This window comes from Mesorhizobium sp. M0106 (assembly GCF_040322715.1).
In the GTDB taxonomy this organism is placed as follows: Bacteria; Pseudomonadota; Alphaproteobacteria; order Rhizobiales; family Rhizobiaceae; genus Mesorhizobium.
Map to the genome: position 1 here is coordinate 12,970 of NZ_JAMYUA010000052.1, position 24,305 is coordinate 37,274.

Annotated in this window: 22 protein-coding genes and 2 pseudogenes; 11 read left to right on the forward strand and 13 right to left on the reverse strand. The window is 61.3% G+C overall.

Going from position 1 to position 24,305, the window contains the following annotated elements:
• Window positions 1–73: 73 nt before the first annotated feature.
• The 3 genes and pseudogenes from NKJ55_RS30800 to NKJ55_RS30810 all read right to left on the reverse strand — a co-directional run.
• Window positions 74–514 (reverse strand): hypothetical protein, encoded by a 441-nt coding sequence (locus NKJ55_RS30800; RefSeq protein WP_352453168.1) that lies wholly within the window; start codon window positions 512–514, stop codon window positions 74–76.
• A gap of 110 nt (window positions 515–624) precedes the next feature.
• Complete coding sequence (locus tag NKJ55_RS30805; RefSeq protein WP_352453169.1) at window positions 625–825, reverse strand: hypothetical protein; 201 nt, start codon at window positions 823–825, stop codon at window positions 625–627.
• A gap of 232 nt (window positions 826–1,057) precedes the next feature.
• Window positions 1,058–1,393: pseudogene (locus tag NKJ55_RS30810) on the reverse strand (hypothetical protein); the annotation flags it as partial.
• A 325-nt stretch (window positions 1,394–1,718) separates the two neighbouring features.
• Here NKJ55_RS30810 and NKJ55_RS30815 point away from each other — a divergent pair.
• The 4 genes from NKJ55_RS30815 to NKJ55_RS30830 all read left to right on the forward strand — a co-directional run bounded on the left by NKJ55_RS30815 (window position 1,719) and on the right by NKJ55_RS30830 (window position 4,685).
• Window positions 1,719–2,228, forward strand: a complete 510-nt coding sequence (locus tag NKJ55_RS30815) for a Ros/MucR family transcriptional regulator (protein WP_502904536.1) — start codon at window positions 1,719–1,721, stop codon at window positions 2,226–2,228.
• A gap of 408 nt (window positions 2,229–2,636) precedes the next feature.
• On the forward strand, window positions 2,637–2,918 hold the full coding sequence (locus tag NKJ55_RS30820; protein WP_352453190.1) for a twin-arginine translocation signal domain-containing protein: 282 nt from the start codon (window positions 2,637–2,639) through the stop codon (window positions 2,916–2,918).
• The gene (locus tag NKJ55_RS30825) at window positions 2,915–3,565 is read left to right on the forward strand and encodes an ABC transporter substrate-binding protein (RefSeq protein WP_352453170.1); all 651 of its coding nucleotides are present in this window, start codon (window positions 2,915–2,917) and stop codon (window positions 3,563–3,565) included. Before NKJ55_RS30820 ends, NKJ55_RS30825 begins: the two co-directional genes overlap by 4 nt.
• A 112-nt stretch (window positions 3,566–3,677) precedes the next feature.
• Entirely contained in the window at window positions 3,678–4,685 is a 1,008-nt protein-coding gene (locus NKJ55_RS30830; protein ID WP_352453171.1) for an ABC transporter substrate-binding protein, read from the forward strand.
• A gap of 563 nt (window positions 4,686–5,248) precedes the next feature.
• Here NKJ55_RS30830 and NKJ55_RS30835 read toward each other — a convergent pair.
• Window positions 5,249–5,971, reverse strand: coding sequence for a hypothetical protein (locus NKJ55_RS30835; protein ID WP_352453172.1), 723 nt, complete (start codon window positions 5,969–5,971; stop codon window positions 5,249–5,251).
• A gap of 170 nt (window positions 5,972–6,141) precedes the next feature.
• On the opposite strand from NKJ55_RS30835, the gene NKJ55_RS30840 reads away from it, so the two are divergent.
• On the forward strand, window positions 6,142–6,771 hold the full coding sequence (locus tag NKJ55_RS30840; protein ID WP_352453174.1) for a TetR/AcrR family transcriptional regulator: 630 nt from the start codon (window positions 6,142–6,144) through the stop codon (window positions 6,769–6,771).
• A 1,632-nt stretch (window positions 6,772–8,403) separates the two neighbouring features.
• Here the strand turns inward: NKJ55_RS30840 and NKJ55_RS30845 are convergent.
• From NKJ55_RS30845 to NKJ55_RS30870, 6 genes are all read right to left on the reverse strand, one after another.
• Entirely contained in the window at window positions 8,404–9,450 is a 1,047-nt protein-coding gene (locus NKJ55_RS30845; protein ID WP_352453175.1) for a lipocalin-like domain-containing protein, read from the reverse strand.
• Window positions 9,440–11,839: an FtsX-like permease family protein gene (locus NKJ55_RS30850; RefSeq protein WP_352453176.1), complete on the reverse strand. Its 2,400-nt coding sequence runs from the start codon at window positions 11,837–11,839 to the stop codon at window positions 9,440–9,442. Before NKJ55_RS30850 ends, NKJ55_RS30845 begins: the two co-directional genes overlap by 11 nt.
• Entirely contained in the window at window positions 11,836–12,492 is a 657-nt protein-coding gene (locus NKJ55_RS30855) for an ABC transporter ATP-binding protein (RefSeq protein ID WP_352453177.1), read from the reverse strand. Before NKJ55_RS30855 ends, NKJ55_RS30850 begins: the two co-directional genes overlap by 4 nt.
• Before the next feature lie 365 nt (window positions 12,493–12,857).
• Entirely contained in the window at window positions 12,858–13,004 is a 147-nt protein-coding gene (locus tag NKJ55_RS30860) for a hypothetical protein (RefSeq protein WP_352453178.1), read from the reverse strand.
• A 108-nt stretch (window positions 13,005–13,112) separates the two neighbouring features.
• Entirely contained in the window at window positions 13,113–13,511 is a 399-nt protein-coding gene (locus NKJ55_RS30865; protein WP_352453179.1) for a hypothetical protein, read from the reverse strand.
• Entirely contained in the window at window positions 13,512–14,429 is a 918-nt protein-coding gene (locus tag NKJ55_RS30870; protein WP_352453180.1) for an aldo/keto reductase, read from the reverse strand.
• A gap of 309 nt (window positions 14,430–14,738) precedes the next feature.
• On the opposite strand from NKJ55_RS30870, the gene NKJ55_RS30875 reads away from it, so the two are divergent.
• From NKJ55_RS30875 to NKJ55_RS30890, 4 genes are all read left to right on the forward strand, one after another.
• Window positions 14,739–16,169 carry an SIR2 family protein gene (locus NKJ55_RS30875; protein WP_352453181.1) on the forward strand — a complete coding sequence of 477 codons (1,431 nt, stop codon included), beginning with the start codon at window positions 14,739–14,741 and terminating at the stop codon, window positions 16,167–16,169.
• A gap of 4 nt (window positions 16,170–16,173) precedes the next feature.
• Entirely contained in the window at window positions 16,174–16,791 is a 618-nt protein-coding gene (locus NKJ55_RS30880) for a TIR domain-containing protein (protein WP_352453182.1), read from the forward strand.
• A gap of 86 nt (window positions 16,792–16,877) precedes the next feature.
• Window positions 16,878–17,456 carry a toll/interleukin-1 receptor domain-containing protein gene (locus tag NKJ55_RS30885; RefSeq protein ID WP_352453183.1) on the forward strand — a complete coding sequence of 193 codons (579 nt, stop codon included), beginning with the start codon at window positions 16,878–16,880 and terminating at the stop codon, window positions 17,454–17,456.
• A 459-nt stretch (window positions 17,457–17,915) separates the two neighbouring features.
• Entirely contained in the window at window positions 17,916–18,554 is a 639-nt protein-coding gene (locus NKJ55_RS30890) for a hypothetical protein (protein WP_352453184.1), read from the forward strand.
• Window positions 18,555–18,575: 21 nt separating this feature from the next.
• Here the strand turns inward: NKJ55_RS30890 and NKJ55_RS30895 are convergent, their stop codons facing one another.
• Together NKJ55_RS30895 and ligD are read right to left on the reverse strand one after the other, a co-directional pair.
• Window positions 18,576–20,237 carry a DNA polymerase/3'-5' exonuclease PolX gene (locus tag NKJ55_RS30895; RefSeq protein ID WP_352453191.1) on the reverse strand — a complete coding sequence of 554 codons (1,662 nt, stop codon included), beginning with the start codon at window positions 20,235–20,237 and terminating at the stop codon, window positions 18,576–18,578.
• 107 nt (window positions 20,238–20,344) lie between these two features.
• Window positions 20,345–22,243, reverse strand: a complete 1,899-nt coding sequence (gene ligD, locus NKJ55_RS30900) for a DNA ligase D (RefSeq protein WP_352453185.1) — start codon at window positions 22,241–22,243, stop codon at window positions 20,345–20,347.
• A 499-nt stretch (window positions 22,244–22,742) separates the two neighbouring features.
• Here ligD and NKJ55_RS30905 point away from each other — a divergent pair.
• Window positions 22,743–23,335: pseudogene (locus NKJ55_RS30905) on the forward strand (transposase domain-containing protein); the annotation flags it as partial.
• A 33-nt stretch (window positions 23,336–23,368) separates the two neighbouring features.
• On the opposite strand, the gene NKJ55_RS30910 reads toward NKJ55_RS30905, so the two are convergent.
• Window positions 23,369–23,653 (reverse strand): hypothetical protein, encoded by a 285-nt coding sequence (locus NKJ55_RS30910; protein WP_352453186.1) that lies wholly within the window; start codon window positions 23,651–23,653, stop codon window positions 23,369–23,371.
• 73 nt (window positions 23,654–23,726) lie between these two features.
• On the opposite strand from NKJ55_RS30910, the gene NKJ55_RS30915 reads away from it, so the two are divergent.
• On the forward strand, window positions 23,727–24,044 hold the full coding sequence (locus NKJ55_RS30915; protein WP_352453187.1) for a hypothetical protein: 318 nt from the start codon (window positions 23,727–23,729) through the stop codon (window positions 24,042–24,044).
• Window positions 24,045–24,305: the final 261 nt, after the last annotated feature.

Here is a 24,305-nt window from a genome sequence, read left to right on the forward strand (position 1 = left end):
GGAGAGGGCGAGCGTGGGAGCGCCGACCATGATGGACGGCCCGGGCCAGATCGGTTACGAAGCTGCGCGGCTCTCAGCCAACGCTGTCGTGAGACGGGCGTCGTAGCGGCACAACGCTGGTCGCAGGTGATCGAGCCAGTTCCTCCCGCAGGCCGTCGATCACCGCATCGCGCTCGGCGACCTGCAACGTCAGAACCTGGATGTGCTGCGCAAGCGTGCGGGCCAGCGCCCGCAGCTCGGCCATCTCGGCGCCGCGCACGGCGCGGAGCTCGGCTTCGAGGGCGCGAATGCGCTCCTTGAGGACTCTGGGGGAGGATCTCCGGTGGCGCGCTTCGGCGGCACGGAACTCGGCAAGAAGAGCGCCGGCCCGGTTCGCCGTCGCCCGGCTGACGCCGGCCTCGCGCGCCAGGTTGGCGACGGTCAGCGCCCCGTCGGTGCGGGCGGGGCGACCGTCGAGCAGCCGCTCCACGGCCGCCCTCAGCGCGGCTTCGCTCTTCGGCCCAAGCGCGGTCATGCATCACCGTCCACGAGAGGAGCGATCAGACGGCGCTTGCGCTCATTGTCCTTCAGGATCGCCGTGCGCTGCAGCGGCGACAGGCGTCGGTTGGCCAGCAGCGCCTCGCCCTAGGCGATGGAGGCCTGCCATGGCTCGCGGTGCCGGGCGGTCAGGCAGGCGTTGGGGCACCGGTCGGGGCTGCAGCGCGACAGGGCCGGCGCCGTTCGCTCGTCATCCGGCGCATCTTTGAGGCAGAGCGCGGTCGCCGCGTCGAACAGGCAATCATTGAGGAAGCCGACATGCAAGGTCCGCCCGAGATGGGCGAGCATGGTGCCAGCCGCTTGCGGTCCATGATCCGGCCGGGAAGATCGCCGAGCTCCTGCTGCACCTGGGCGAACTCGCGGCGCAGCCGGAGAGCGCCCGGTCCGGCGGGGCCCTCACGGTCGAGATAGGCCTCGTAATGGGCGACGATATCATCGAGCTGGCCAAGCGCACGCTCGCGCTCGACGGCAAGGCGGAAGTCGGCCCGGGCCGATCCGGCGTAGCCCTCGAACATGGCTAGGCGGCTGGCGCGCCGACCAGGCTGGCGAGTTGGCCAAAGCTCCAATGCGTCGGGGCCACAGAGGCATGCGCATCAGGCAGCATCAGCTTCAGGCGCTCCGGGTCGTCGCGGCTGGCCTCGACGCGGATCAGCTCACTGTCAACGATGCGGGTCTTGCTGCGTTCGGACCGCCGCTTCACCGAATTATGGAGATCGGTGAGAGAAAGGTAGCGCTCGTCCGCCGGCCGGTTGAACCACTCGGAAGAAACGCGACCGACACGTTGGCCACGGCTGACATCCACCTTGTAACCGCCCCGTGGATTCACCGTAGGAGCGAGAACTTGCAACTGGGTCATGGAGCTTTCTCCGCGACGGGCGCCGGAAGCCTCTCTTCCAGCCCTCGACCCGTCACGCGGGCCATCCACCCTCTCCCTCTGCCGTCCGGCAAACGGGCAAACGCCGCGGCCGCACCTCCGCAAGGAATACACGTCAGAGAATCGATTTGACCGCGTGCTTCAAAGCCGGGACGCCGGAAGCGATGGTCCTGCTGTTGGCGGAACCGCACGCGGCAATCGCTACAAGGTCGTCGCCGGAGCGGATCGGCCACGTCGACCAGTGTCACGCGACTGCCGAAACAACAGAAATGCAACAGGTTCGTTGCTATCGGAAGCGGTCGTCATTATGAAACGACTGTTCGACGCCAATCGTTTGATCCGCCAGGAGTATTTCGTGACAGAAGAAACCGAGAGCAATACGGACAAGCTCATCGAACTCACGGCTGATGTAGTCTCAGCCTGTGTTTCAAACAACCCGGTGCCAGTCGGTGAACTACCCGCCCTCATCGGACAGGTCCATGCCGCCCTGAAGGGCACGACCGGCGGTGTGTCGGAAAGACCTGAAGTTCTCAAGCCTGCCGTGCCGATCAACAAGTCAGTGACGCCCGACTACATCATCAACCTGGAGGACGGGAAGAAGTTCAAGTCGCTGAAGCGGCACTTGTCGACCCATTATGGCCTGACTCCGGATGAGTATCGCGCCAAATGGGGCCTGCCGGCGGATTATCCCATGGTTGCGCCGAACTATGCAGCAGCGCGTTCTGCCCTTGCTAAAGCCATGGGCCTCGGCCGCAAGCCGAAGGAGCCCGAAAAGCCAACGCCAGCGAAACGTCCCCGCAAGAATGCCACAGCCTGATTGTAGCCTGATAGGTCGGTTGGGCGCGTTACCGCCTGGCAGCTTTGGGGCCGACGGCGAAATGGCGGCTTTCGGCGTCCGAAGAACGATAGCGGATGTTCAGCGGGTGCGTCGAAGTGGCTATTCACAACCGCGCAAACGGTCTCGCTGATAGCGAGGTGCTGGCGGGACGTTTGGCGTAGTAAGTTTTGCGCTCGCAACCTACACAAATTGGGCGTATCGTGGCATATCGTCGGTTGCTAATACATGAACCGGCGATCGAGAGCGCAAGACTCCCGCATCAGACTAGGCGCGCTAGGTTCCACAACTATTAGGTAGCGTTCACCGGTTCATCTGCCTCTGCCGAAACCCCTTTTGCTCGGTTCCGGCCAGTATTGTCATTTGCCAATCGGAAGAGGAGCGTTCTTGATGCAGATCATCCAAACCCGCCGCCGTTTCCTGGCCGGCGCTGCAATGGTAGGCGCTGCCGGTATCGCTGGTGTTCCAAAGTCACTCCACGCGGAACCTCCACTGGAAACGACCACGGTTCGTCTGCCGCGTCGGGTTGGTGGTTCCTACTGCTGGGCAGGCGCTTACATCGCCGGGGAACTGATGCGTGCAGATGGCTTCACAGACGTTCACTTCGTAGAAGGCGATATGAGCGTCGACCAATCGGAGTGGATCGCACGCGGTGAGACGATTTCTCCGTGAACTTTCCGCCGAATCATATCGCGTCGATCGACGCCGGCGTGCCCATCAAGGTGCTAACCGGGTTGCACTCGGGATGCCTCGAACTGATCGCCAAGGAGAGCATCCGCAGTGTCACGGATCTGCGGGGCAAGAGGGTGGGCGTGGATGGTTTCAATAACTCGCGACACAAGTGGTTGACGCTCATGTCCGCGTATGTCGGGCTCGATCCCGTGAACGATATCCAATGGGTCTTGACTAAGGACGTCAAGCCCACGGAACTCTTCATCCAAGGGAAGATCGACGCATTCCTCGGCACGCCGCCCCAGCCGCAGGAGCTGCGCGCCAAGAAGATCGGGCACACGATCCTCAACAATGCTGTCGACCGCCCATGGTCACAGTATCTCTGCTGCATGATCTCCGCGACGACGGACTACGTGACCAGGTACCCGGTGGCGACCAAGCGGGTCTTGCGATCCATCCTCAAGGCCGCCGACCTCTGCGTGTCGGATCCGGAAAGGGTGGCGCAGCAGATGGTCGATCGCGATTTCGTCCCGTCGCATGACTACGCGCTCCAAACGCTGAAGGTATCCGCTACGACCGCTGGCGGGAATTCGATCCTGAAGACTCCCTGCGGTTCTACACACTGCGCATGCAGGAGACGGGCATGATCAAATCGAGCCCGCAACAGATCATCGCCAACGGAACGGACTGGCACTTCCTCGACGAGTTGAAGCGTGAGCTAAAAACCTGATCCCATCTGTCTCGAGGGGAGACGTAGACATGCAAATCATCCAGAGCCGCAGGCGCTTCCTGGCCGGCCTGACGGCTGCCGGCACCGCAAGCCTCGTCGGCGCTCCAACTCGAGTTCTTGCCGAGCCAGCGCCGGAGACCACACGCATTCGCTTGGCCAAGATCCCTAGCATCTGCGTGGCGCCACAGTATGTTGCAGAGGATCTGCTGCGCGCTGAGGGCTTCACCGAGGTTGCCTATGTCGCCGCAGGCCCCGGTGCGGCCACGGCCTCCGCGGTGGCGAATGGCGAGATCGACTTTAGCCTCAACTTCGTGACAAATTCGATCGTCGCCTTGGACTCCGGTGCGCGGCTCACTCTGCTCGGCGGCATCCATCCCGGTTGCTTCGAGCTGTTTGCCAAGCGCGGGATCGACAGCGTCGTCGATCTGAAAGGCCGGAACGTCGGCGTCCAGGGGCTCGGTTCGGGGCCGCATCTGTTCCTCGCCAGCATCGCGGCCTATGTCGGGCTCGATCCGGCGCGCGACATCAACTGGGTGGTGGACCCGGCGGTCAAGCCCAAGGAGCTGTTCGCGCGGGGCGACATCGATGCGTTCCTGGGCTTTCCGCCGGACCCGCAGGAATTGCGGCGCAACAAGGTCGGGCACGTGATCGTCAACAGCACTGTGGACCGACCTTGGTCACAATATTTCTGCTGCATGCTGTCCGGCAACAGCGATTTTGTGGCCGCGCATCCGGTTGCTACCAAGCGTGTGCTGCGCGCCATCCTCAAGGCTGCGGATCTATGCACCGCTGCGCCGGCCTTGGTTGCCGAGCGCTTGGTGGCGGGCGGGTTCGCCAGCCACTACAATGATGCGTTCGCAGCGATCAGCGAGTTGCCCTACCGGGAATGGCGGGACTACGATTCCACTGATACCGTCCGCTTCTATGCGCTGCGTCTGAAGGAAATCGGTTTGATCGGCTCCACACCCGACAGGATTATCGCGAAAGGTACGGACTGGCGCTTCCTCAACGAACTCAAGCGCGAGCTGAAGACCTAATAGGCGGCGGGAGCGGTCGTTCCACCTCGTTGCCGGCGATGTCTGCATTTTGGGCGGTGGCAAAGGCGTCCGCAACGGCCGACATGAGGCGCATCCAGTCCGATCGCCCTAAGGGTTCAACTGGGGCCGGTGACTGGCAGCTTCGAGTCTTGGAATGCCAGAAGCGGGCCTTAGATGCCCAGCTTGCATGGACGAGCACTGACCTGATGCAGATCTTCATGTCGATCACTCGAACGGAAGCAAGTAAACTCGAACTGGCCATTCGCGACAGCGCAAACAGTCTCCCTGACAGCGAGGCGCTCGCGTTTGGCGGAGTAAGTTTTGCGCTCGCAACCAACGCAAATTGGGCGCCGGCCAAAATCGGAAGACCGGTTCGGGTCATATAGAGACATTCCTTTGCCTGTCACCGGCGACCGCTTCGGGTCGCATCAGGTCGTAGCGCGAACGGCTGGTTTGGAGAAGCGGCAGGAAGGTCAGCAAATGGCGCGCGGAGCGGCCGATGGTGAAGTCCGCTGGTGACCCGACGCCGCCGCCACAGCAAACCTATTGCAGCGATAGGGGCATCAATTCTGAGGAGCAAAGGTGGTCACGTTTTCCGGCCTCAAGTCGTCGATAGTGCTCGCGCGTATCCACAGCCATCCGGCCAGCCAGGCGATCGCTGTCGCAAGAATTACCAGGCCCAGGTCGAGAGCCCACTCCGGCACGAACACACGGAGCGCGATAGGCACCGCGCCAATGAAATAGAGAGCGAGTGGAATGCGCGGCACGGCTCTTCCGACGGCAAGAGAGATTACAAACGCGAGCGTCCCAAACAGAAAAAGAAACGAACTGACGACCAGAACGAGTCCGAGCGGCCCGCCGCGCAGGTCGATGATGGTTGCCAGCGGAAGCTTCGAAAATACGAGATTGATCACCACTTCCACACCTTCCAGACTTGCCAGTGCAATGAAGTTGATGACAAAGGCGATAGTGCCGAACAAGCCCGCGCGCCGGCCAAACGCAAAAAACAAGCCTACGACAAGACCAAGCGCCAATATCTCGGCGAGTGGTGCGAGAATTTGCGTTAGATCGGTGGTCGGGATGAGCGAGCTGCGTTTAGCCGCGTTGACCAGAAGAATAAGCGCGCTTCCCGCTCCAGCGACGGAGGCAAGCCGATAAAGCGTGACGCTGGACACAGCGGCGCTCGACTGAACAGTCGCGAAATTCTCCTTGTGCCGAGGTTCTTCGGCTGAGCTCTGCGACGACGTGAATTGCGGACGGCGGGGTTCGGCGTTTCTGGCGAGCATGTTCGTTTCTCCATCTGGGAATTTGGGAGCCGCGGAGACCGCAGGCCTATTCCTATCCCCGCTGTAATCACTGCTTACATCCTTTTGTCGAAGGTGTAAACAGTGATTACATAATTGCCGAAATCGTGGTACAGACGCGTGATCCAGCTCGACAGAACGAAGGGAAAGAGATGCCAAAAGCCAAGAGGCCTGGCCGCACCAGCTACCATCATGGCAATCTGCGGGATGCGTTGATCGATGCCGCGGTCCACCTTATCGAGGAGGGCGGCCCCGACAATGTGAGCGTACGCGAAGCCGCAAAGCGTGCGGGCGTTTCCGCCGGCGCACCCTTCCGTCATTTCAGCAACAAGACCGCATTGATGACGGCTGTTGCAGAGGAGGCAATGAGCCGGTTCCGCTCGGAGATTACGAATGCAGTCGAGAACGTTGCTACGGGCGACCCGATTGAGCGCTTTGCCGCCGTTGGAATCGCGTATTTGCGCTGGGCAATTCGAAACCCCACCCATTTCCAGATCATCTCGACACGGAGTCTTATTGATTGGGATAGTTCGGAATCGCTGCGTCGCGATAACGATGCTGTGCGTTCGCTGGTAGAAGGATCAATGGCAGAAGCACAGCGACGAAACATGCTCCGGTCAGACGACATAGCAGAGACCCAGATAGCCGCGAGGGCGCTCGTCTACGGGCTCGCACGCATGTACATTGACGGACACTTTGCGCAGTGGGCAGCGGCTGGACGTACTGCGGAGCGGACTGCGCAGAACGTATTAAAGCACTTCGTGACACTCATTGGCAAATGATGGGCCAAATATGATGCGCTTGGCCGTGGTCCCATTGCTCCCTCAACACTAGCTGTGATTTTGGTGGGATCCTTCCAAGCAGTCATTGCCAATGGGGAATAAGCGCCTCTGAGAAATGTCGGGAGATGGCACGGAGCCGACCAAGAGGTTTTGTTTCCGAACGAAGGATCACTTCATCGAGCGAGTTATCCCATAGACCGGTATTCAACACCCTTGAACCAAACAATCACGACTGTAACTAACAAAGCAACGCGGTCGAATCTTCACCCCCTCGAGGCCCTGTCCCCGACAAGACCAAGTGAAATAGGGAGTCAATCAGGCAGTCTCAAAGAGCAAACTGCTCAAATTCCTACCTCAGCTACCTTCGTTCAACATTTCTAATAGCCATCGATTTCCTTCGACCAACTCGAGCCTAAAGTTGCGATATGCTGCTGGCGCTGTCTCTGCAGACACTAAAATTGCATTTCTATCGTTGCCGAAAGGATAGAGGCTTGCATATCCGCCGTTTGGCATAGATAGGAAAAAGAGGTCATGTTCAGCTGTAACGTCTGAACCTTGTTAGAGCTCAATTACTGCGCCTGTTTCAATGAAATTTCCAGAAATAATTCCGCATATCATCCTCATTTCCTTTCTATGGCACCCATTTATGCAAGGCAAGTAACTGAAACTCACAATATCGGTGACTGGAGGTGAAATGTTGGAATCCGCGCTTCATGGGTCGAAATCTCCCTTAAGCGTAGTATGCCATTTGCGTGCAGCGGGTCGCCTCCGAACTCCCGTGCTCGCGGCAAAAATCTACGGATTTCCGACTGGTACTAATCTACAACCCAATGATCTGTCCCTGCTAAACCGGCTCTTTTCCGCCGGAATGGCGGTCTAGAGCATTCTCTGGATCACGCTAGGCCAGCCGGCAGGCTCTGATATTCAGACGATGTTCGACGCGCTCAACACGTGATGCCGTTTTTCGCGGAGCTCGAACCGGAGTGTGAGGGTGAAATAGCTCGGTTTTGGATACCACCTCATGTATCCGAATGATGGACGTGACTTCTTACGGGCTCTCCGAGAAGAGCTAGATCCAATTGTCGGATGCCGATTAGGTGCGTGGAGGCTCACTTGCCTTGCCAAGGCGACGGGAGCTTTAGCGACACTAGCGATAGGTTACGTCGCCTTACTAAACTGCTCCGGCTCCTCCATGATCTTCGCCTATTTTATTTTTGCTCTCTTATCCGCCCTAGTTGGATTCAATGGTTGGCACGATGCCAACTACAACACGCTGTCGCAGCACCAACCAGGACAATCCCTGCCAGGCCGAACCTGAGGACTGGAACGAAGGCATCCGATCGCAATGGTGCGGAAGGCCCGAATGATGAGGCAGACAATGGCACTCGACTATCCTTGGAAGACTGCAACGGCGTGCTGATCCCGCCGACGACCGGCGACAAGGAGAGCAAGGAACCGCCCGACACGGTGACCACACCGGTGATTCCTCCTGGGCTCCGTGCCGAAACAGGCGCCGGATTAGCCTTCGCGCTGGACGGCAGTGGCGCGCGCCTACGTGTTCCAGGAGTTGTCCAGGACGATTCAACGCACCGGCAAGCGCAGAGTGCTGCGCCTTCCAGCCGGCGATCCAGCTCATTGCCTCTCGTAGCCCGTCATCTCCAGATAGCCCTTGCCCGTGTGGGTGCCTATCACCCGGACCGGACCTTCCCAGTAGGGGATGCTGAGACCCATCCATGCCTGAGAGTTGAGCGCGCCGACGGTGACGTCGAGCGCACGGTCGGGCAAGACGAGACGCCAGCGCGTAGGAATCTTGCGCCCCTCCACCCGGCTCGTCTCCAGCGGAATCATGACAAGCTTGCCGTTGCCGTAGGGCGTTGGCTCACCGTCCGCCGCGATCCAGGAGGCCGAGGTGAATCCGCCGCCAGCAGCATCGCGCAGGCGAAAACCCATCAGTTTCTCGCCTGTGTCGAAGGAGAGCGAGAACCAGTCCCAACCAGTCTGTTCCTCCGCCAGCGGCTGCGAGGACCATTCACGATCGAGCCACGCCCTGCCGCGCACGGGAACCTCGCCTTCCGGCAGCGTGATCGTACCTTCGACGGCGAAGAAGGGCTGGGAATAGTAGTAGCTCGCCTGCCCCTTCGCCGACTTCACCGAGTAGCCTCGGTCGCCGTGGAGAACGAGCGGGCCTTCGGCATGCATTGCGATGTCGTAGGCGAAGTCCTTTCCGGTCGCCGTGAGACGCAGGCTGTCGAAGGTGTCGCCCGCCATCTGCCAGTCGTCGATCCAGGCCGCGAAAGGCTCGGCGGTCACACCCGCCTGGCCCGTGCCGCCGCGCGCGAAACGCTCCGTGGCGCGGTGGGTCGTGGCGCTGGTGACGGCGGCATGGCCGAACCACACCTGCGGGCTCTCCCATCCCTCGGCCTCGCCGGGCGCAAGCGCCGAGCGGAACAGCGTCCATTGCAGGCCGTAGTCCGCACCGTCGGGCCCGGTGAGGTTCGCGGTCAGGTACCACCACTCGATCCGGTAGTCCGGATGGGCTCCGTGATCCCGCGGAAACTCGAACCGCTTGCCCGGTTCCGGGACGGCGAAACCTTCAGTGTCCGTGCCGAGCCCGGCAAAGCCCTGAGCGAAGGCATTGCCGACGCTCAGCAGCAGGAAAATGAGAGCCCTAGCGTTCATTGGCGAATATCCTCAACAGCGCGGCCGGCTCCATGCGCGAAAGCCGCCAGGCCGGCCAGAGCGCAGCGAGCAGCGCGGCGGCGAGCGCGAAGAGCATCAGGCGGGCGTATTCGGTAGGAAACAGGTATATCGGCAGACGCCAGCCGAACGCCTCGACATTGACGATGGCAAGCAGCACCCAGGCCAGCGCCAGGCCCAGTGGCAAGGCCAACAATGCGGTGATCGCGGCGAGCAGGACGGTACGCAGGATCTCCAGCCCTGCGAGCCGGCGTTGGGTCGTCCCCATCGCCCAGACGGGCGCCATCTGCGGCAGCCGCATCGCCGCCAGGGTGAGCAGGCTCATCAGGATGGCGAATGCAGCGACCGCCAGCGTCAGCACGTTCAGCGCCCCGGTCACGGAGAAGGTGCGCTCGAACACCGACAGCGAAAACGCCTTGAGCGCCGCCTGGTCGATGATGCGCGCGACTGGGACGTCGAACGCTTCCGTGAGCGCCCGGCGCAGGCCCTGAGGATCGCCGGTGCGCACGCCGTAGCGGCTCGGCTCGATGCCAGGGAAAGTCTGGCGGAACAGCGCCTCGCCGACGATGGCCTGGCCGATGGGATTTCCGTAATCGCCGAAGACGCCCGCGACCGGAAGCGACAGGCCGGGACCCAGCGCGAGCATCTCGCCGACGCGCAAGCCAGCGCGACGGGAAAGCTGCTCGTTGACGATAACCGCCCTACCCTCTTCGACCTCGTCCCAGACGGCGGGCACCGCGTCGAGGAACCGCCAGTTCTCGCGGTAGGTATAGCCGATCCGCGCCCCGAAAATCTCCGCCGGCAGGCCGGCGAGCGTCGCATCGGCCGACATGATCGGCAGCACGGCGTCGGCGCGCGCCTCGAGGAAGCGCTCCAGGCCGGCCCGGTCCGCGACCGCTTCCGCATCGACGTAGAGCTCGGCCGACAGGCGCTGGTCCAGAAAGCCGACGAAGGTCAGGCGGAAGCTGGAGACCATGGTGGAAACGCCGACATTCGCGGCCACGGCGAGCAGCAGCGCCATCAACGCGAGCCCCAGGCCAGGCAGTTGCTGGCGCGTGTCGGCCCAGAACCATTGCGCCATGGCGCTGTGGGCTTGTCCTTCGCTAAGGCGCAGGATCGCGGCGAGACAGGACGGCAGCGCAAGGGCTGCGCCAAGCAGCAGGCAGGCGAGCAGCGCGAAGCCGGCGGCCAGTCCACCTCCGGTGACGGCCAGCACGCCCGCTGCCGCGAGCAGCACGAGCGCGGCTGCGGCCTGCAGGTTCTGCGTCCGCCTCGAGGCCAGCGCCCAGGCGCGCCCGCCGGCGCTCGCAAGCACCGGCATCCGCGCCAGTCGCCATAGGGCGCTCGCGGCGGCAAGCAGTGCGCCGCCGAGCGCCATAGCCATTCCCGAGAGCCACCATGCCGGGCGGATCTGCAGCGTGCCGGCAACGTCGGCGCCATAGAGGCCCCGTATCGTCGCGGCCACGTCCGGCAGCAAAAGTGCTGCAATGAAATAGCCGAGCGCGATGCCGAGCGCGCCTGCAAGCGTCGCCAGCACGACAAGCTCCAGTACCATCAGGACGATCAGGCGGCGGAGCGGCACGCCGAGCGCGCGCAGGGTGCGAACCATGCCGCGCCGCTGCTCGAAAGCAAGGCCGATCGCGCCGTGGACGATGAAGATGCCGACCGCGAAACTGAGAAAGCCGAAGGCCGTGAGGTTGAGGTGGAAGCTGTCGGTGAGCCGGCCGACATTGGTCGCGCCGTCCGCGCGCTGGAGCACGAGGTCCGGCGATATCTCGGCCAACGGCCGTTGCCGCAGCGGCTGCTCCGGCAGGACGATCAAGCGGCTGATGCGCCCGACACGGCCGAGCAGCTTCTGGGCGACGCCGATGTCGGCGAGTACGGTGCCCGGCGCAACCGCCTGATCGGCGAGAACCGGGTTGGGTATGTTCGCCGCAAGGAGCGCCGCCGTCTCCGGGTCGGCTACCAGCGTGTTTGCGCGCAGAAAGCGATTGAGGTCTGTACGCGTCAACACCGCACTCGCAGCCGAGCCCGGAGGCGCGGTCAGCGGATCGGCCCCGACGAGCCTCACAGAGATGTTGCCGAGGCGCAGCCTTCCCTCCACCACCGGGCTGACGAGCCAGCCGGCGCGGCGCAGCGCGACGAAAATCTCCTGCGCCATTGAATCCCCCTCGCGCGGCATCAGCTGGTCGAACCGGCCCTCGGCCAGCGTGGCGGCAGCCGCGTCGTAGCTTGCGCGCGCCTCGGCGTTGATCGCCTGCACACCCGACCAGAGGGCCGTCGCCAGCGCGAGGCCGAGCACCAGCGTCAGCAATTGGAGCCGGCTGCGTCGCCAGTGCGAAGCCAGTGCCGAGAAGACAGCGCCGGTCATGCGAGGCGGCCCTGGCTGAGATGCGCCCGGCGCCCGAGACGTGCTGCAAGACGCGGGGAGTGCGTGACCATCAGGAGCGCCGCGCCGGTCTCCGCCACAAGCGCAAGGAACTGCTCCATCACCTCGTCCGCCGTCGCCTCGTCGAGGTTGCCTGTCGGCTCGTCCGCGAGGATCAGCTTCGGCCGCGCGGCGAGCGCGCGGGCGATCGCCACGCGCTGCTGCTGGCCGCCGGACAGCTGCTCGGGGTATTTCCGCAGATGCGGTTGCAGGCCCAGCGCACTGGCCAGCCGCGAAAGCTCCGTCGAGTCCGGCGCGCCGTTCAGACGCGCCTGGAAGGCGATGTTGGCGGCGACGTCCAGGGAGGGGATGAGGTTGAACTGCTGGAAGATGATGCCGACCGCGCTTCGCCTGAGCCGCGCGCGATCACTGTCGTCGAGCGCGGTGACTTCCTGCCCGTCGAGAACGACGCGCCCGCCGGCGGCGGCATCCAGACCCGCCACGAGGTGCAGCAGCGTGCTCTTGCCCGAGCCGGATTCGCCGGTCAGCGCCAGCGTCTCGCCGGCGTCGAGCAAGAGCGTCACACCGTGCAGGACGGAGACCGGGCCTTCCGGGCCGGGATAGGATTTCCGCAGGTCTTCGATCGAAAGCAGCATGCACCACAGCTACAGTCTGTGGCGAAAAGGAAAAGCGCTGCAGTTGAGAATTCCGAAGAGGAAGCGCGGCTGCCTTGCAAGACCGCAGCCGGATGCAAGCGGGAATCCGATAATTGTTGCATAGAACCAACGAACCAACCGCGGGTGGGTTGCCCTCTCGACGGCACCAGACGGCGGGGTGGTAGGGCTGGTTCTGGCCAGGCTCTCAGACAAACTGCCCCCTCTGTGCCGACACGCCAGCACCGATCAGCCAGTGGGCAGCGGCAGCTGCAGGTCATAGGGGCGCGGAAAGCCATACGAGGAGGCATCGAGCGTCCCGGGGAGCGGCAAGTCCCGGCTGAGCACGGCCCAGCCGGATCGCCCATTTACCGACCCAAACGGCGCAGGACCAGTCCGGCAAGAGCCGTCCCCACCACCGAGAACGGCAGCCATCCCTGCGGATCGCTCATGGTGTGCAGCGTCAGGCCGCTGAAAAGAAGCCATAGGAGCGGGATAGGAAGCAACAGCGCCATGAGCCTGCCACTCGCCGCGAGCAGGATGCCAAGCGTTGCGATCGCCGTTGGATCCGGCGCGATGCCGAAGGCTTCCGCGCCAGTCCATGGCCGCCCGAAGAGCGGCGCCTAGGCGAAAAGGCCGATCACCGCGAGCAGCAGCCCCAGCTGCCCGGCGATGTCTTTCCGATCGAAAGCAAGTCCGCCCACTGTGCCCAGGAACCCCAACAGCAGCGCTTGCAGGCCGAAGGCCGGCGCGACATAGGCGACAGCCCAGTTGATGCTCGCATAGCGGCTCCACAGGAACGACCAGCCGACGAAGGCCCAGAGCACGGCCAGGATGAAGGCGATCCAGAGGGCGTGGTTCTGCAGCCGCCGGAGCACCAGCAGGACGATCGCGAGGCCGGCGGCGAGCGTTGCTAGATGCAACGGCCAGAACGCGACATTGTGCAGCTCAAACATGCGCCGGTAGACGCGCGGCGAAAAGAGCAGGAAATCTCCCAGCCGGTAGGTCCACCATTCCGACATTCAGAGATCCCAAACGTAGGCCGCCATCCGCTCGCACAGCGCCGTGTCCGGGAGGGGACCGGCCGCGGCCGCCAGGTTCTCGCGCACATGGTCGACACGTGTGGTGGCGGGGATGGCGACGGTGACGGCCGAGTGCGCGAGGATGAACTTCAGGATGAACTGTGCCCAGGTCCCAGCACCAATATCGGCCGCCCAATCCGGCAACGGCTCGCCTTCCAGCCTGCCCGTCAGCGCGCCTTGCCGGAACGGCCGGTTGACGATCACCGCCATGCCGCGCTCGGCCGCCAGTGGCAGCAACCGCTCCTCCGCCTCGCGGTCGACGATGTTGTAGGTGAGCTGCACGAAGTCGAGCGGATGCTGCCGCATGATATCTTCGAACAGATCATGCCGGCGGCCTTCGGAGGTCGTGATGCCGACATAGCGGATTTGCCCGTCCGCCTTCATGGCGAACAGTGTTTCGAGATGCGCTTCCCAGGCGACGAGGTTGTGGACCTGCACGAGATCGAAGCGCGGCACTTCCCACAAGCGCCGTAACTCCTCAATCTGTGCCGGTCCGCTTCCGGCCGACGAGGTCCAGACCTTCTCGGCCGAAATCAGCGTTTCGGGCCGACCGAGTTTCTCCAGCCCGTAACCGGTCACCGGCTGCGAGGAGCCGTACATGGGCGAGGAATCGATCATTCGCCCGCCCGCCTCGAAGAAGGCGGCGATCACGTCGACGCATTCATCGCGAAGCACCGGGTCGTCGCCAACGTTGAAAGTGATCCAGGTGCCAAGCCCGACCGCCGGAATCGCCTCGCCGGTGGAAGGGATGGTGCGCATCAGCGGGGCAGGCGTGGCGGCGAGCGTCTTTCCCGGCCAGGCGAAGGCCATCGGGGAGCCGACGGCCACCTTAACGAATGTCCTGCGGGTGATGTTCATCCAACGGTCGTCACTGAACTCCGACCTCCGCGGATAGTCGGGAAAGATAGTCTTCGCGGGTTCTACCGCGCGGAAGGCTGGGGAGACCGTGCCGGTCGAGCGTCAGCGATCCCTTGTGCCGCGCCAGGGGCAGCGCCCCAAGCAACTGGCTCAGTTTTGTCGGCAGTCAGAGAAGAACTTCTAACTTATGCTTAATGTATCGGATTGAAGGTTGAATATCTGGCCCAGCACACCCATGTTTCGCGAGGGGACGGGGCGATATTTCCTATTGCCAGACCGTAAGACCAACGACCAACGAAGAGTCGATCGATGCGGGATGACGTAAAGGGATTTGTTGCCAGTTTTCTTGCGGAAATCGAGGCAGGTAACGCAGCGATCTTTGCTGGGGCCGGACTGTCGGCTCCTGCCGGATTTGTGGATTGGGCTAACCTGGTCCGACCGCTAGCCGAAGAACTCCATCTCGACGTTGACAAAGAGTCCGATCTCGTCGCGGTGGCGCAATTTCATGTAAACGCGAACCACCAGAATCGGCACGCTCTTCACACGGCTATCGTCAACGCCTTCTCGGCAAATAACCCGCCCACCGCCAATCACAGATTGCTAGCGCGGCTTCCCATCACGACCTACTGGACAACCAACTACGACAAGCTGATCGAGACTGCGCTTAAAGACGCAGGCAAGATTGTGGATGTCAAATGGGCCGTACCGCAGTTGGCGAACACACAGCCCCGCCGCGACGCCATCGTTTACAAGATGCATGGCGATGTTGACCGGCCAGATGAAGCGGTCGCCACGCGCGATGATTACGAGCGTTACGCGAGTGACCGTGGAGCGTTCATCAACGCGCTGGCTGGTGATCTTGTGTCGAAATCATTCTTGTTCGTCGGATTCAGTTTTACGGACCCGAACCTTGAACAGGTGCTGGCTCGGGTGCGGATCACGTTCAAAACTAACCAGCGCCGTCACTACGCCATCTTTCGGAACCGGACCCGCCGCACGGATGAAAGCGAGGCTGAGTTTGAATATGGAAAAATTCGCCAAGAGCTCGTGCTCGAAGACCTGAAGCGTTTTAACATTCGTCCCTTGCTGGTCGACGAATATAGCGAGATTACCGACATCTTGGCCGAGATTGAACGGCAATACCGTAGCCGGACGATCTTCGTCTCGTCGAGCGCGAGTGACTTCGCGCCGTGGGGTGAACCGGTGGTGACAAGCTTTATGCGGACTTTGGGTTCGGCCTTGATCTCTGCCAAGCTTCGCGTTGCGACAGGCATGGGCCTTGGCGTCGGCAATGCCCTGTTCACGGGCGCACTTGAAGCGATTTACGCAGACCGCCACGGGCATATCGAGGATCGAATGCTGATGCGGCCCTTTCCGCAATACATCGCCGATGAGGCGAAACGGACGGAAGTTTGGGAAGCCTACCGCCAAGACATAATATCGTCAGCGGGCATCGCATTGTTCCTGTTTGGCAACAAGAAGGTTGGCGATGATACCGTCGTCGCCGACGGCATGATCCGCGAGTTCGAAATCGCCCGACAACATGGCGTGACCTGTATTCCCATAGGTGCAACCGGCTATGCCGCCGCTGAGTTAGCCGACCGTTCGATTGGTGACGGTGCTGACGGAGACGCAGCTCTGCTCGATGCGCTGAAGGAATTGCGCGAGCCGCGTGAGAATCTCAATGAACTGATCGACCCAATCCTAAAACTCGCGGCCGCTGCTCGAAAAATAAGGTAACCCGATGCACAAAGTCTTTATCAGCTATCATCACGCCAACGACCAGTGGGCCAAGCACCAATTACAACAATGGGCCAACCAATATGGTCTGTTCATCGACGTATCTGTTGATACGAACGACGTTAACGACAATCTTCCCACCGAAAGCATCCGTCGGATCATCCGAGATTATTATCTCAGGGATTCAAGCCTTACCATCGTCTTGGTTGGCACGGAAACCAGAGGAAGAAAGCATGTCGATTGGGAAATATACTCCAGCATGTATGATGGAGCGGTCAATAAGCAGTCCGGCGTCCTTGTTGTCCAGCTTCCGTCCACCAATCCCACATATTGGACGGCGGCGCACGAAGTTGAGAAGGCCACGGTCTATCCTGATTGCACCTCGTGGAGCACCATCAGCGACCGGGCGGAATATGAACGGCGCTACCCATACCTTCCTGCCCGCATCATCGATAACTTACTGGCCCCAAAGGCAAAGGTTTCCGTGACCACGTGGGATCGCATCGCCGGAAATTTGAACAATCTCGTGACGATGATTGATACTGCCTACGACGATCGAACGCTCTGCGAATATGACCTGTCACGGCCGATGCGCTCAAACAATGCACCAGCATTCATTTAAGTGGAGGTTTGAAGTTCTGTCAGCAGCATGGTCCTGCCGAGCAGCGCGACCGAGAATATCGTCGTCAGATAATGTAGGGGGAATTAGTGTCCACATTCACGGAAAGCCGCATACGACAGCGCGCCCAGCGAAAGGTTGGAATCTCGAGAACGGCGAAAGCCGTTCTCAAGGAGGAAGTCGCAACAGCAAAAACCAAGACTAGCTTCGACATTTTTCTCAGTCATTCGACTTCTGACGCCGAGATCATTCTGGGCGTGAAAGGCGTTCTGGAGGACTATGGCAAAACAGTCTACGTCGACTGGCTGGAAGATCCGCAATTGGACAGAGCCAATGTCACCGCTGCAAACGCGGAAGTCATTCGGATGCGGATGCGCCAGTGCAAGTCACTCGTCTACGTGCATACTGCAAATTCCGGATCCTCCAAATGGATGCCTTGGGAACTGGGCTATTTTGACGGCTTCAACGGCGCCGTGGCGGTACTCCCCGTGACGCAAAATCATCAGACAAGCTATGACGGTCAAGAATACCTCGGCATCTATCCATATTTGGACGAAGCTCCGGCTGAGGGGAGCACAACCAATGAAATGTGGATTAACAAGAGTTCAACATCTCAGCGGTGGGCCACTTGGGTCAGCGATCCCAGAGCATTCCGTAAGGCGAGCTGATCGGTTCGAACCCCTGCGCCGCATTCGGCAGGAGCCAATGTCCGCCTGATGGACGTTGGCATTGGTTGCCTTCGGCCTCGATCTCCCCGGAGGACATCAGTGAGCGCTATGGAGGGAATAGCGTAAACGTAGTTCTCCGTTTCGTTTCGGCCCGCGGGGCGAGATTCGAACGCACGTGGCTGGCCGGACGCGTACGGTATGTCTGCTTCCTGCCCTCGCTTTCCAGAAGCGGCCAGTCTGCCAGCGGCCCCCCAAAGCCGGCAGGCGGCAACGCGCCTGATATCGCACTTTGAAATCAACTCTGCCGCTTCCTGTTAGCCGAAGTTGCAAGCGGCCCCGCCAACAATCGTGGTTGCGCCTTTTAGGGCATCGTGGTTCAGACCGCTGGCGGATTAAAACTCAAGTTGGCTTTGCGATCGGCTCATCGCTGCCGACAATCGGTGACCTATATAAAGGGGCATGTCCACGCGCCGAAAAATCAATGCAATAGCGAAGCTGATTGGAGAGTGGCCTTTAACCCCGGCTGCAACGTTTGGATCGTCCGTCAGAGCGAGGGGTATTTTTCTCGAAATACGCGCCCGCCTTCCAACGGAGTTCAGGAAATTGCTCAATATCGAGTCCCGCGTGCTTACCCTGCGCCTGTCTGAGGGCGCCGAGAATGATGTGCAGGTGGTATTCGGGATCGTATCCAAAGCACTGCAGAATATCGAAGACCTGCCCGTAATCCCCCGTGAAATCGAGGACATTTTGACGATCTCGACGGCCGAACGGCACCGCTGGCTGAAAGATGGTCGTTTGCAGAGCGCCGGGACCAAAACGGTGAAACTCCGCGGGCGGGCAAGGAACATCACTTTTCACGTTTTCGACCCGCAGCACGTGGAGGATGTGCTTGACCGCGACCTCGTTACGGTCTGGCGCGAACAGGACGCAGCGACGGCTGCAGAGAATAGGCGGCGAGCCGCGGGGAAAGCCGCTATGAAACGTGCTCAAAGAAGCGGTCGCGGAACTGCAGCTTCAGCAAGCCATGGCCCCGATGAGAACTCGCACTCCAGTTTGCGCGGCTGGGAAGATTTTGAGAAGGACGGACTCCTGCGCTGATAGGCCGGGCGCACAAGCAGTTTAAGACGTTTGCCTGCGCCGTGCGAGATGCGCAAGGAGGGCCGCCAAACGCATCGCGTTCAGGACCCGCTTCGCAGGGACACCGCCCTTGCGCGCCATCTCGACACCCCAATGCATGTGGTCGAGCTCGCGGATCGAATGAGCGTCCGGATTGATGCTGAAGATGCAGCCCTGATCGAGTGCCTTTTGATGCCAGCGCCAGTCGAGGTCGAGCCGCCACGGATGAGCGTTGATTTCGACAGCGACGCCGTGTTTCGCACACGCTTTGAGGACTTTGTCGACGTCGAGATCATAACCGGGCCGGCGCAACAGCTGGCGGCCGGTCATGTGCCCGATGATTGTCGTCCGAGGATTTCCGACCGCCTCGATGATACGCTCCGTCTGTTCCTTCTTTGGCAACTTGAAGCGGCTGTGCACGCTCGCGACGACGAAATCGAACTGCTCCAGGATATGATCCGGGTAATCGAGCGAGCCATCCGCCAGGATGTCCGCCTCGATGCCTTTCAGTATGCGAAATTTTCCATTGTATGCCTTGTTCAGCCGGTCAGCTTCGCGGTGCTGTTCAGCAATCTCCTGCAGCGAAAGACCGCCTGCGTAGTGAGCGGACTGCGAATGATCGGCGACACCATAGTATTCGAAACCGCGCCTACGCGTGGCTTCAGCCATTGCCTCAAGCGTTTCGGTGCCATCGGATGCGGTCGTGTGAGAATGCAGGATGCCATGCAGATCTTCATCCCGAATGAGGGTGGGTAGCTTCTGCTTTGCCGCTCGCTCAATCTCGTCCCTGCCTTCGCGCAATTCAGGCTCGATAAACTGCAAGTCTAGCGCTTGGTAGATTTCTTCTTCTGTCGCTGACGCGATCAGCTTTCTCCCGCGATGAAGCCCGTCGGCGTTTAGAGTGAATCCCTTGTCGGCCGCGAACGTCTTCAGTTGCTCAAGGTGGTCTGCCGAACCGGTTGCATCGAGCAGGCTCGCGCCAAAGTGCTTCCTGTCCGTGACAACAAGCCTGAGGGCCATATCCTCGATTCCAGTCGACTTTCTGGCCTGCGCTACCAGGGCGAAGTCGGAAACGAGCTCGCAACCGCGTCGGAAGTCACCTGCAATTTCCACGCGCGAAAACTCTGGATGCTGTTGCTTTACCGATATGACCGCATGGTGGAGAAGAGCGGCGGCCTTGTGCAGGTGAAGTTGCGTTTCGCCGCTTCGCACGATGGCCAGGTTCTGCAGCAGCTTTGTCTGAAGCGCGGCGCCGAGGCCTTTGACTGGGCGGATGCGGTCTTCTCTCGCTGCGGCCTCGAGCTCCGCCAGCGAGTTCACGCCGAGCGCCTGATGAAGCTTCAGTATCTTATCGGGACGAAGCCCGGGTATGGCAAACAGCTCCATCACGCCCGCTGGAACATCCTCGCGCAGCTTCTCAAGGCTTGGGTGCGTGCCGGTTTGGTAAAGCTTGGTCACGATGTCTGCGATCGCGTCACCGATCCCCGGGATCTTGGTGAGGGCGCCGGCGGCGATGATCCGATCAAGCGGCTGCGACAGCGCCATCAGACTGTCTGCCGCGCGCAAGTATGCCTTTGTGCGATAGGGATTGTCGCCGCGCATAGACGCCCGTTGCGCGTATTCCCTTAAAAGACTGGCGACGGTCCTAGGATCGATTTTTGCCATGGCTTCAGCCAAACGAGACCGATCTCCGCAGGTTCCAATGAGGCAAGGCCGTGAGCGCCGCGTTGCCCTTTGAATCCCGGCTTTACTGCCTCTTCCCGCGTCGGACGCTACAGATTGGGCAAGGATTGGTCAGCGCGACCCCATCCAGCCAGAGTTTTGGAGACTGCGCGTTTCTTTAATTCAGGAGCATCGCCCACGTGGAAATGAGAGGGCGCGTCTATTGTCTTCATCTCCGCCCACGTGATCGGTGCCGCGACAGGAGCGCCCGGACGTGATCTCGCGCTGTAAGGCATGATCGCGGTCGCCCCGCGCTGATTGCGTAGATAGTCCACAAAGATGCGACCCTTGCGGCGCGCCTTTGACAACACGGCCGTGAAATGGGCCGGATCGCTCCGGGCGACCGCCTGCGCCAGGCGAGACGCGAAGTCCTTCACCTGTGGCCACTCGGCGCCAGGGGTGAGCGGCGCGATGACGTGCACTCCTTTGCCTCCCGTCAGCATCGGGAAAGTCGTAAGTCCCAGCGATTTAAGGATAGCGCGGAACTGAAAGGCAGCGGCGCGGACGGCCTCAAAATCGAGGCCTTCATCGGGGTCGAGGTCGAACACGAGGCGGTCGGCCTTTTCGACATCCTCGATCCGAGCCCCCCATCCATGCAGCTCGATCGTTCCCATCTGGACGCAAGTCATCAGTCCGTCGGCATCGTCGACATAGAGATATGGTTCCTCGTGCCCGTCTTTCTCTGTGATGCCGACGTGGTGGACTTTGTCGCCAAAGCTGCCGGCGTCGTGTTTCTGGAAGAAGCACTTCTTCGCGCGGCCCTGTGGGCATCGAACCAGACTGATCGGCCGGCTGCCAACCCAAGGAAGCATGATCGCTGCGACCGCTGCGTAATGGTCGGCAAGCTGTCCCTTGGTGATGTTGGACTCCGGATAGATGACGCGGTCACGGTTACTTATCGCGATGGCGGTTGTCGCAGACGCGGCGAGATCGGCTGCATGACGTTCCGTCTCGAGCACGACCGCCTCCGGCTTCTTGTCTTCACGGAGACCAAGATAGATCGGATGTCGTAACGTCCCTTCATTTGTCATTTCGGTGAAGGCAATCTCAGCGACCAGTTTCGGACGAAGCCAGTGTGCGCCGCGCACTTCGGCGCGTGGTGCGTCGACGGTGGCGGCCTTCTGCTCAAGCGGCGCCATGATCTTCAAGAGACGAAGAAGTTCAGCGGTATCGAAGCCGGTGCCGACTTTCCCGGCGTAACGCAGCTTGCCGCGGTCATGAACGCCAAGGATCAAGGACCGAAACGCGCGGACCTTGTCGGACGGCGTCCAGCCGACAATCACAAATTCCTGCCGCCTGATGCATTTGATCTTCAGCCAGCTTGCGCCGCGGGCCGCCACATAACTCGAATCCGCGAGCTTTGAGATGACGCCCTCAAGGCCGGCAGCGCAGAAGCGATCGAGCAGCTCTTCTCCGCGGCCGAGGATATGGTCGGAGTAACGAAGGACCGGATTTTTCGCAGGCAAGATCGCCTCCAGCTTCGCCTTGCGCTCAACAAGAGGAAGCCTTGTCAGATCTTCGCCGTCGAGCTGCAGCAGATCGAACGCATAAAAGTCGATAGTCGCCGGGGCACCCTTCAATGCATTCTGAAGCGCCTGGAAGTTAGATCTTCCTTCCACATCGACAACCACGGCCTCGCCGTCAATCAGGGCTGAGCGCACCTTGAGCTTGCGAGCCTCGGAGAGGATCGAGGGAAAACGGCTAGACCAGTCCAGACCAGATCGTGTGTACGCTCGCGCCTCGCCACCGCCGACGGCAACGAGAATACGATAGCCGTCGTATTTCATCTCATGGATCCAACGATCGCCGGCAGGGACCGTGTCCACGAGCGTTGCGAGCTGGACCGGCCGGAAAGCGGGCGGCGCTAAAGTGACCTCGTCACGAGCGGGCGACTTCGCTTGACTAGCGCTCGACGCATTGATTGCCTTACGCGACGTTGGCTTGACCACTCTGACCTAAACCATACTCAGAGACGAAACAGCGTTATCCGCCGTCCAACGCGCGACTACTTCTTTAGTTTCGCTGCCGGCCGTGTTGAGCTTTTCGCGATCATTGCCGACCCGCTTGATTAGCGCCTCGGCCTGAGGCCGTGCTTCCTGCCTCCGGCCCTTCCATTCCCGATTTTCGCGCACAGCTCACAGGCAATAATCAAGAGCAGGAACGGGCCCTCAAATGCCGCCACAGCGTATCCGGTTTCTGCCATCGGCTTTCGAAGCCTGACATTCCGGTTCCGGTCCCCTGTGGGTACGGTTTTGATCTTCTCGTCGAACCCCATGTTTCGATTGATGATTACTGGACGTGCCCCATTGACGCCAAGTACCTCGCCCAGAGCAGCTCCGATGCCAGTTTAAGAAACGCTCGGGCGCGCCCACGAGCGCGATGGACTGACGCAAGTTCTCCAGCCAGCGGTAGCTCTCCTTCGTCTCGATCGGCACGCGCGTGGGATTGATGTGCCGCTTGAGCGCGAGCGTTCCCTTGAATTTCATTCGGGTCCAGAACTTCACTGCCGTCAGACCGAGGGGCGCGCTGCATGGTCAGAGTTCTGAACGCTCAGCCCGCCTGCACGACCAGATGGAACTCACCTTCGAGGAACTCGAGAGCACCGCGACGGAAGACGAGATCGCCGCCGAACAGGCCGCGGCCCGGACCACCGAGGTGGCGCCTTACATGCGCAAGCGACCGGCGCGCCAGCCATTTCCCGAGCATCTGCCGCGCGAACGCGTGGTCGAGCCGGCGCCGGCCGCTTTGCTGCGGCGGTCATCGGCTGCGCAGGCTGGGTGACCGAGACGCTGGAGGTGGTGCCGCGGCAATGGAAGGTGATCCAGCACGTGCGGGAGAAGTTCACCTGCCGCGACTGCGAGACGATCAGCCAGGCTCCGGCGCCCTTCCACGCCACCCCGCGCGGCTGGGCCGGTCCCGGCCTGCTGGCGATGATCCTGTTCGAGAAGTTCGGCCAGCATCAGCCGCTTAACCGCCAGGCCGAACGCTATGCCCGCGAAGGCGTGCCGCTCAGCCTGTCGACGCTCGCCGACCAGGTTGGCGGGGCCCGCCGACGATGTGGGTAATCGAAAGCTTCACCGGATGGGTACCCTTCTCACGAACCCTTTTCGAAAACACGCGATGAAGACCGAGTGCGCGTGATTCAGCTTCGCCCCTCGCAACGTGATCGGGAGGGCCGACATGCATTTGCCAAAGAAAGTTTGGGGGGACAGGTTTCCACGCAACTTTTGATCCATAGGCATCGAGGCCGTGGCGGCAAGCATCCTCTTGCCGAGTGCGATCAGTTCCTCGCGGCGGCGCTGGCGCTTGGTGAAGCTCTGCCGGCCCCTTTCAGCCTCGCTGGCGTCCGCCTTGGCCATCCGGGACGTCCTTTGCCGTCAGCGAGCTCTCCCGGAGGCGCCGGAGGTGCACGTAAAGGATACCAGCTAGCGCATGCCCGTGATGAACGCGGCCGCGCAGCTCATTGACGATCGCCATGTATGCGCCGAGCGGGATCGCGTCGAAAAGCTCGAGCACGGCGGCCATGCCCTGCTCCACTGGGTCCGGACAGGCCAGCAGCAAGTCAGAGAGGGCCGTCAGGCTGCTTTCTTCGATGAGCGCGTGGTTGGCCGCGGCCCTCATCCTCCTGCTATCGTCAAGCGCGCCCTTGCCGGGGGCGGCGCTTTGCGGTTCATAGCGGCCGAAATGAAAATCGGCGGATCGGGTCTCATTACGATCGTGCCGCGCGAGTGGCTGGAGACGAACGCTTAGCTGCCAATGCGCGAAATCGACGAAAACGGACGGAGGCGCGTAGACGCGTCCTCCGCGATCGTGGAATTACCTGAATCGCCAAGCTGGGCCCCAACCTGCAAGGCCGGCGCCGTCAAGCGTTCTTATTCCACGCCCCCAGAGGCGCCGGCCGCCTTCAGAAGGAAGGCAGCGGAGTTTGGGTTATGGCCGAGCCCGGCACGCGAACTCATTCCTCCCTGAATGCCCGTTGGATTTGATCTGCCAGAGGTTTTACGAGGTAAG

Coding starts and splice junctions, on each gene's coding strand:
- NKJ55_RS30845 (WP_352453175.1), bottom strand. CDS start 9,450: ATGAACGCTAGGGCTCTCATTTTCCTGCTGCTGAGCGTCGGCAATGCC.
- NKJ55_RS30880 (WP_352453182.1), top strand. CDS start 16,174: ATGCACAAAGTCTTTATCAGCTATCATCACGCCAACGACCAGTGGGCC.
- NKJ55_RS30830 (WP_352453171.1), top strand. CDS start 3,678: ATGCAAATCATCCAGAGCCGCAGGCGCTTCCTGGCCGGCCTGACGGCT.
- NKJ55_RS30910 (WP_352453186.1), bottom strand. CDS start 23,653: ATGGCCAAGGCGGACGCCAGCGAGGCTGAAAGGGGCCGGCAGAGCTTC.
- NKJ55_RS30855 (WP_352453177.1), bottom strand. CDS start 12,492: ATGCTGCTTTCGATCGAAGACCTGCGGAAATCCTATCCCGGCCCGGAA.
- NKJ55_RS30835 (WP_352453172.1), bottom strand. CDS start 5,971: ATGCTCGCCAGAAACGCCGAACCCCGCCGTCCGCAATTCACGTCGTCG.
- NKJ55_RS30895 (WP_352453191.1), bottom strand. CDS start 20,237: ATGGCAAAAATCGATCCTAGGACCGTCGCCAGTCTTTTAAGGGAATAC.
- NKJ55_RS30865 (WP_352453179.1), bottom strand. CDS start 13,511: ATGTCGGAATGGTGGACCTACCGGCTGGGAGATTTCCTGCTCTTTTCG.
- NKJ55_RS30820 (WP_352453190.1), top strand. CDS start 2,637: ATGCAGATCATCCAAACCCGCCGCCGTTTCCTGGCCGGCGCTGCAATG.
- NKJ55_RS30840 (WP_352453174.1), top strand. CDS start 6,142: ATGCCAAAAGCCAAGAGGCCTGGCCGCACCAGCTACCATCATGGCAAT.
- NKJ55_RS30860 (WP_352453178.1), bottom strand. CDS start 13,004: ATGGCGCTGTTGCTTCCTATCCCGCTCCTATGGCTTCTTTTCAGCGGC.
- NKJ55_RS30875 (WP_352453181.1), top strand. CDS start 14,739: ATGCGGGATGACGTAAAGGGATTTGTTGCCAGTTTTCTTGCGGAAATC.
- NKJ55_RS30915 (WP_352453187.1), top strand. CDS start 23,727: ATGCCCGTGATGAACGCGGCCGCGCAGCTCATTGACGATCGCCATGTA.
- NKJ55_RS30870 (WP_352453180.1), bottom strand. CDS start 14,429: ATGAACATCACCCGCAGGACATTCGTTAAGGTGGCCGTCGGCTCCCCG.
- NKJ55_RS30815 (WP_502904536.1), top strand. CDS start 1,719: ATGAAACGACTGTTCGACGCCAATCGTTTGATCCGCCAGGAGTATTTC.
- NKJ55_RS30800 (WP_352453168.1), bottom strand. CDS start 514: ATGACCGCGCTTGGGCCGAAGAGCGAAGCCGCGCTGAGGGCGGCCGTG.
- NKJ55_RS30890 (WP_352453184.1), top strand. CDS start 17,916: ATGTCCACGCGCCGAAAAATCAATGCAATAGCGAAGCTGATTGGAGAG.
- NKJ55_RS30850 (WP_352453176.1), bottom strand. CDS start 11,839: ATGACCGGCGCTGTCTTCTCGGCACTGGCTTCGCACTGGCGACGCAGC.
- NKJ55_RS30805 (WP_352453169.1), bottom strand. CDS start 825: ATGCTCGCCCATCTCGGGCGGACCTTGCATGTCGGCTTCCTCAATGAT.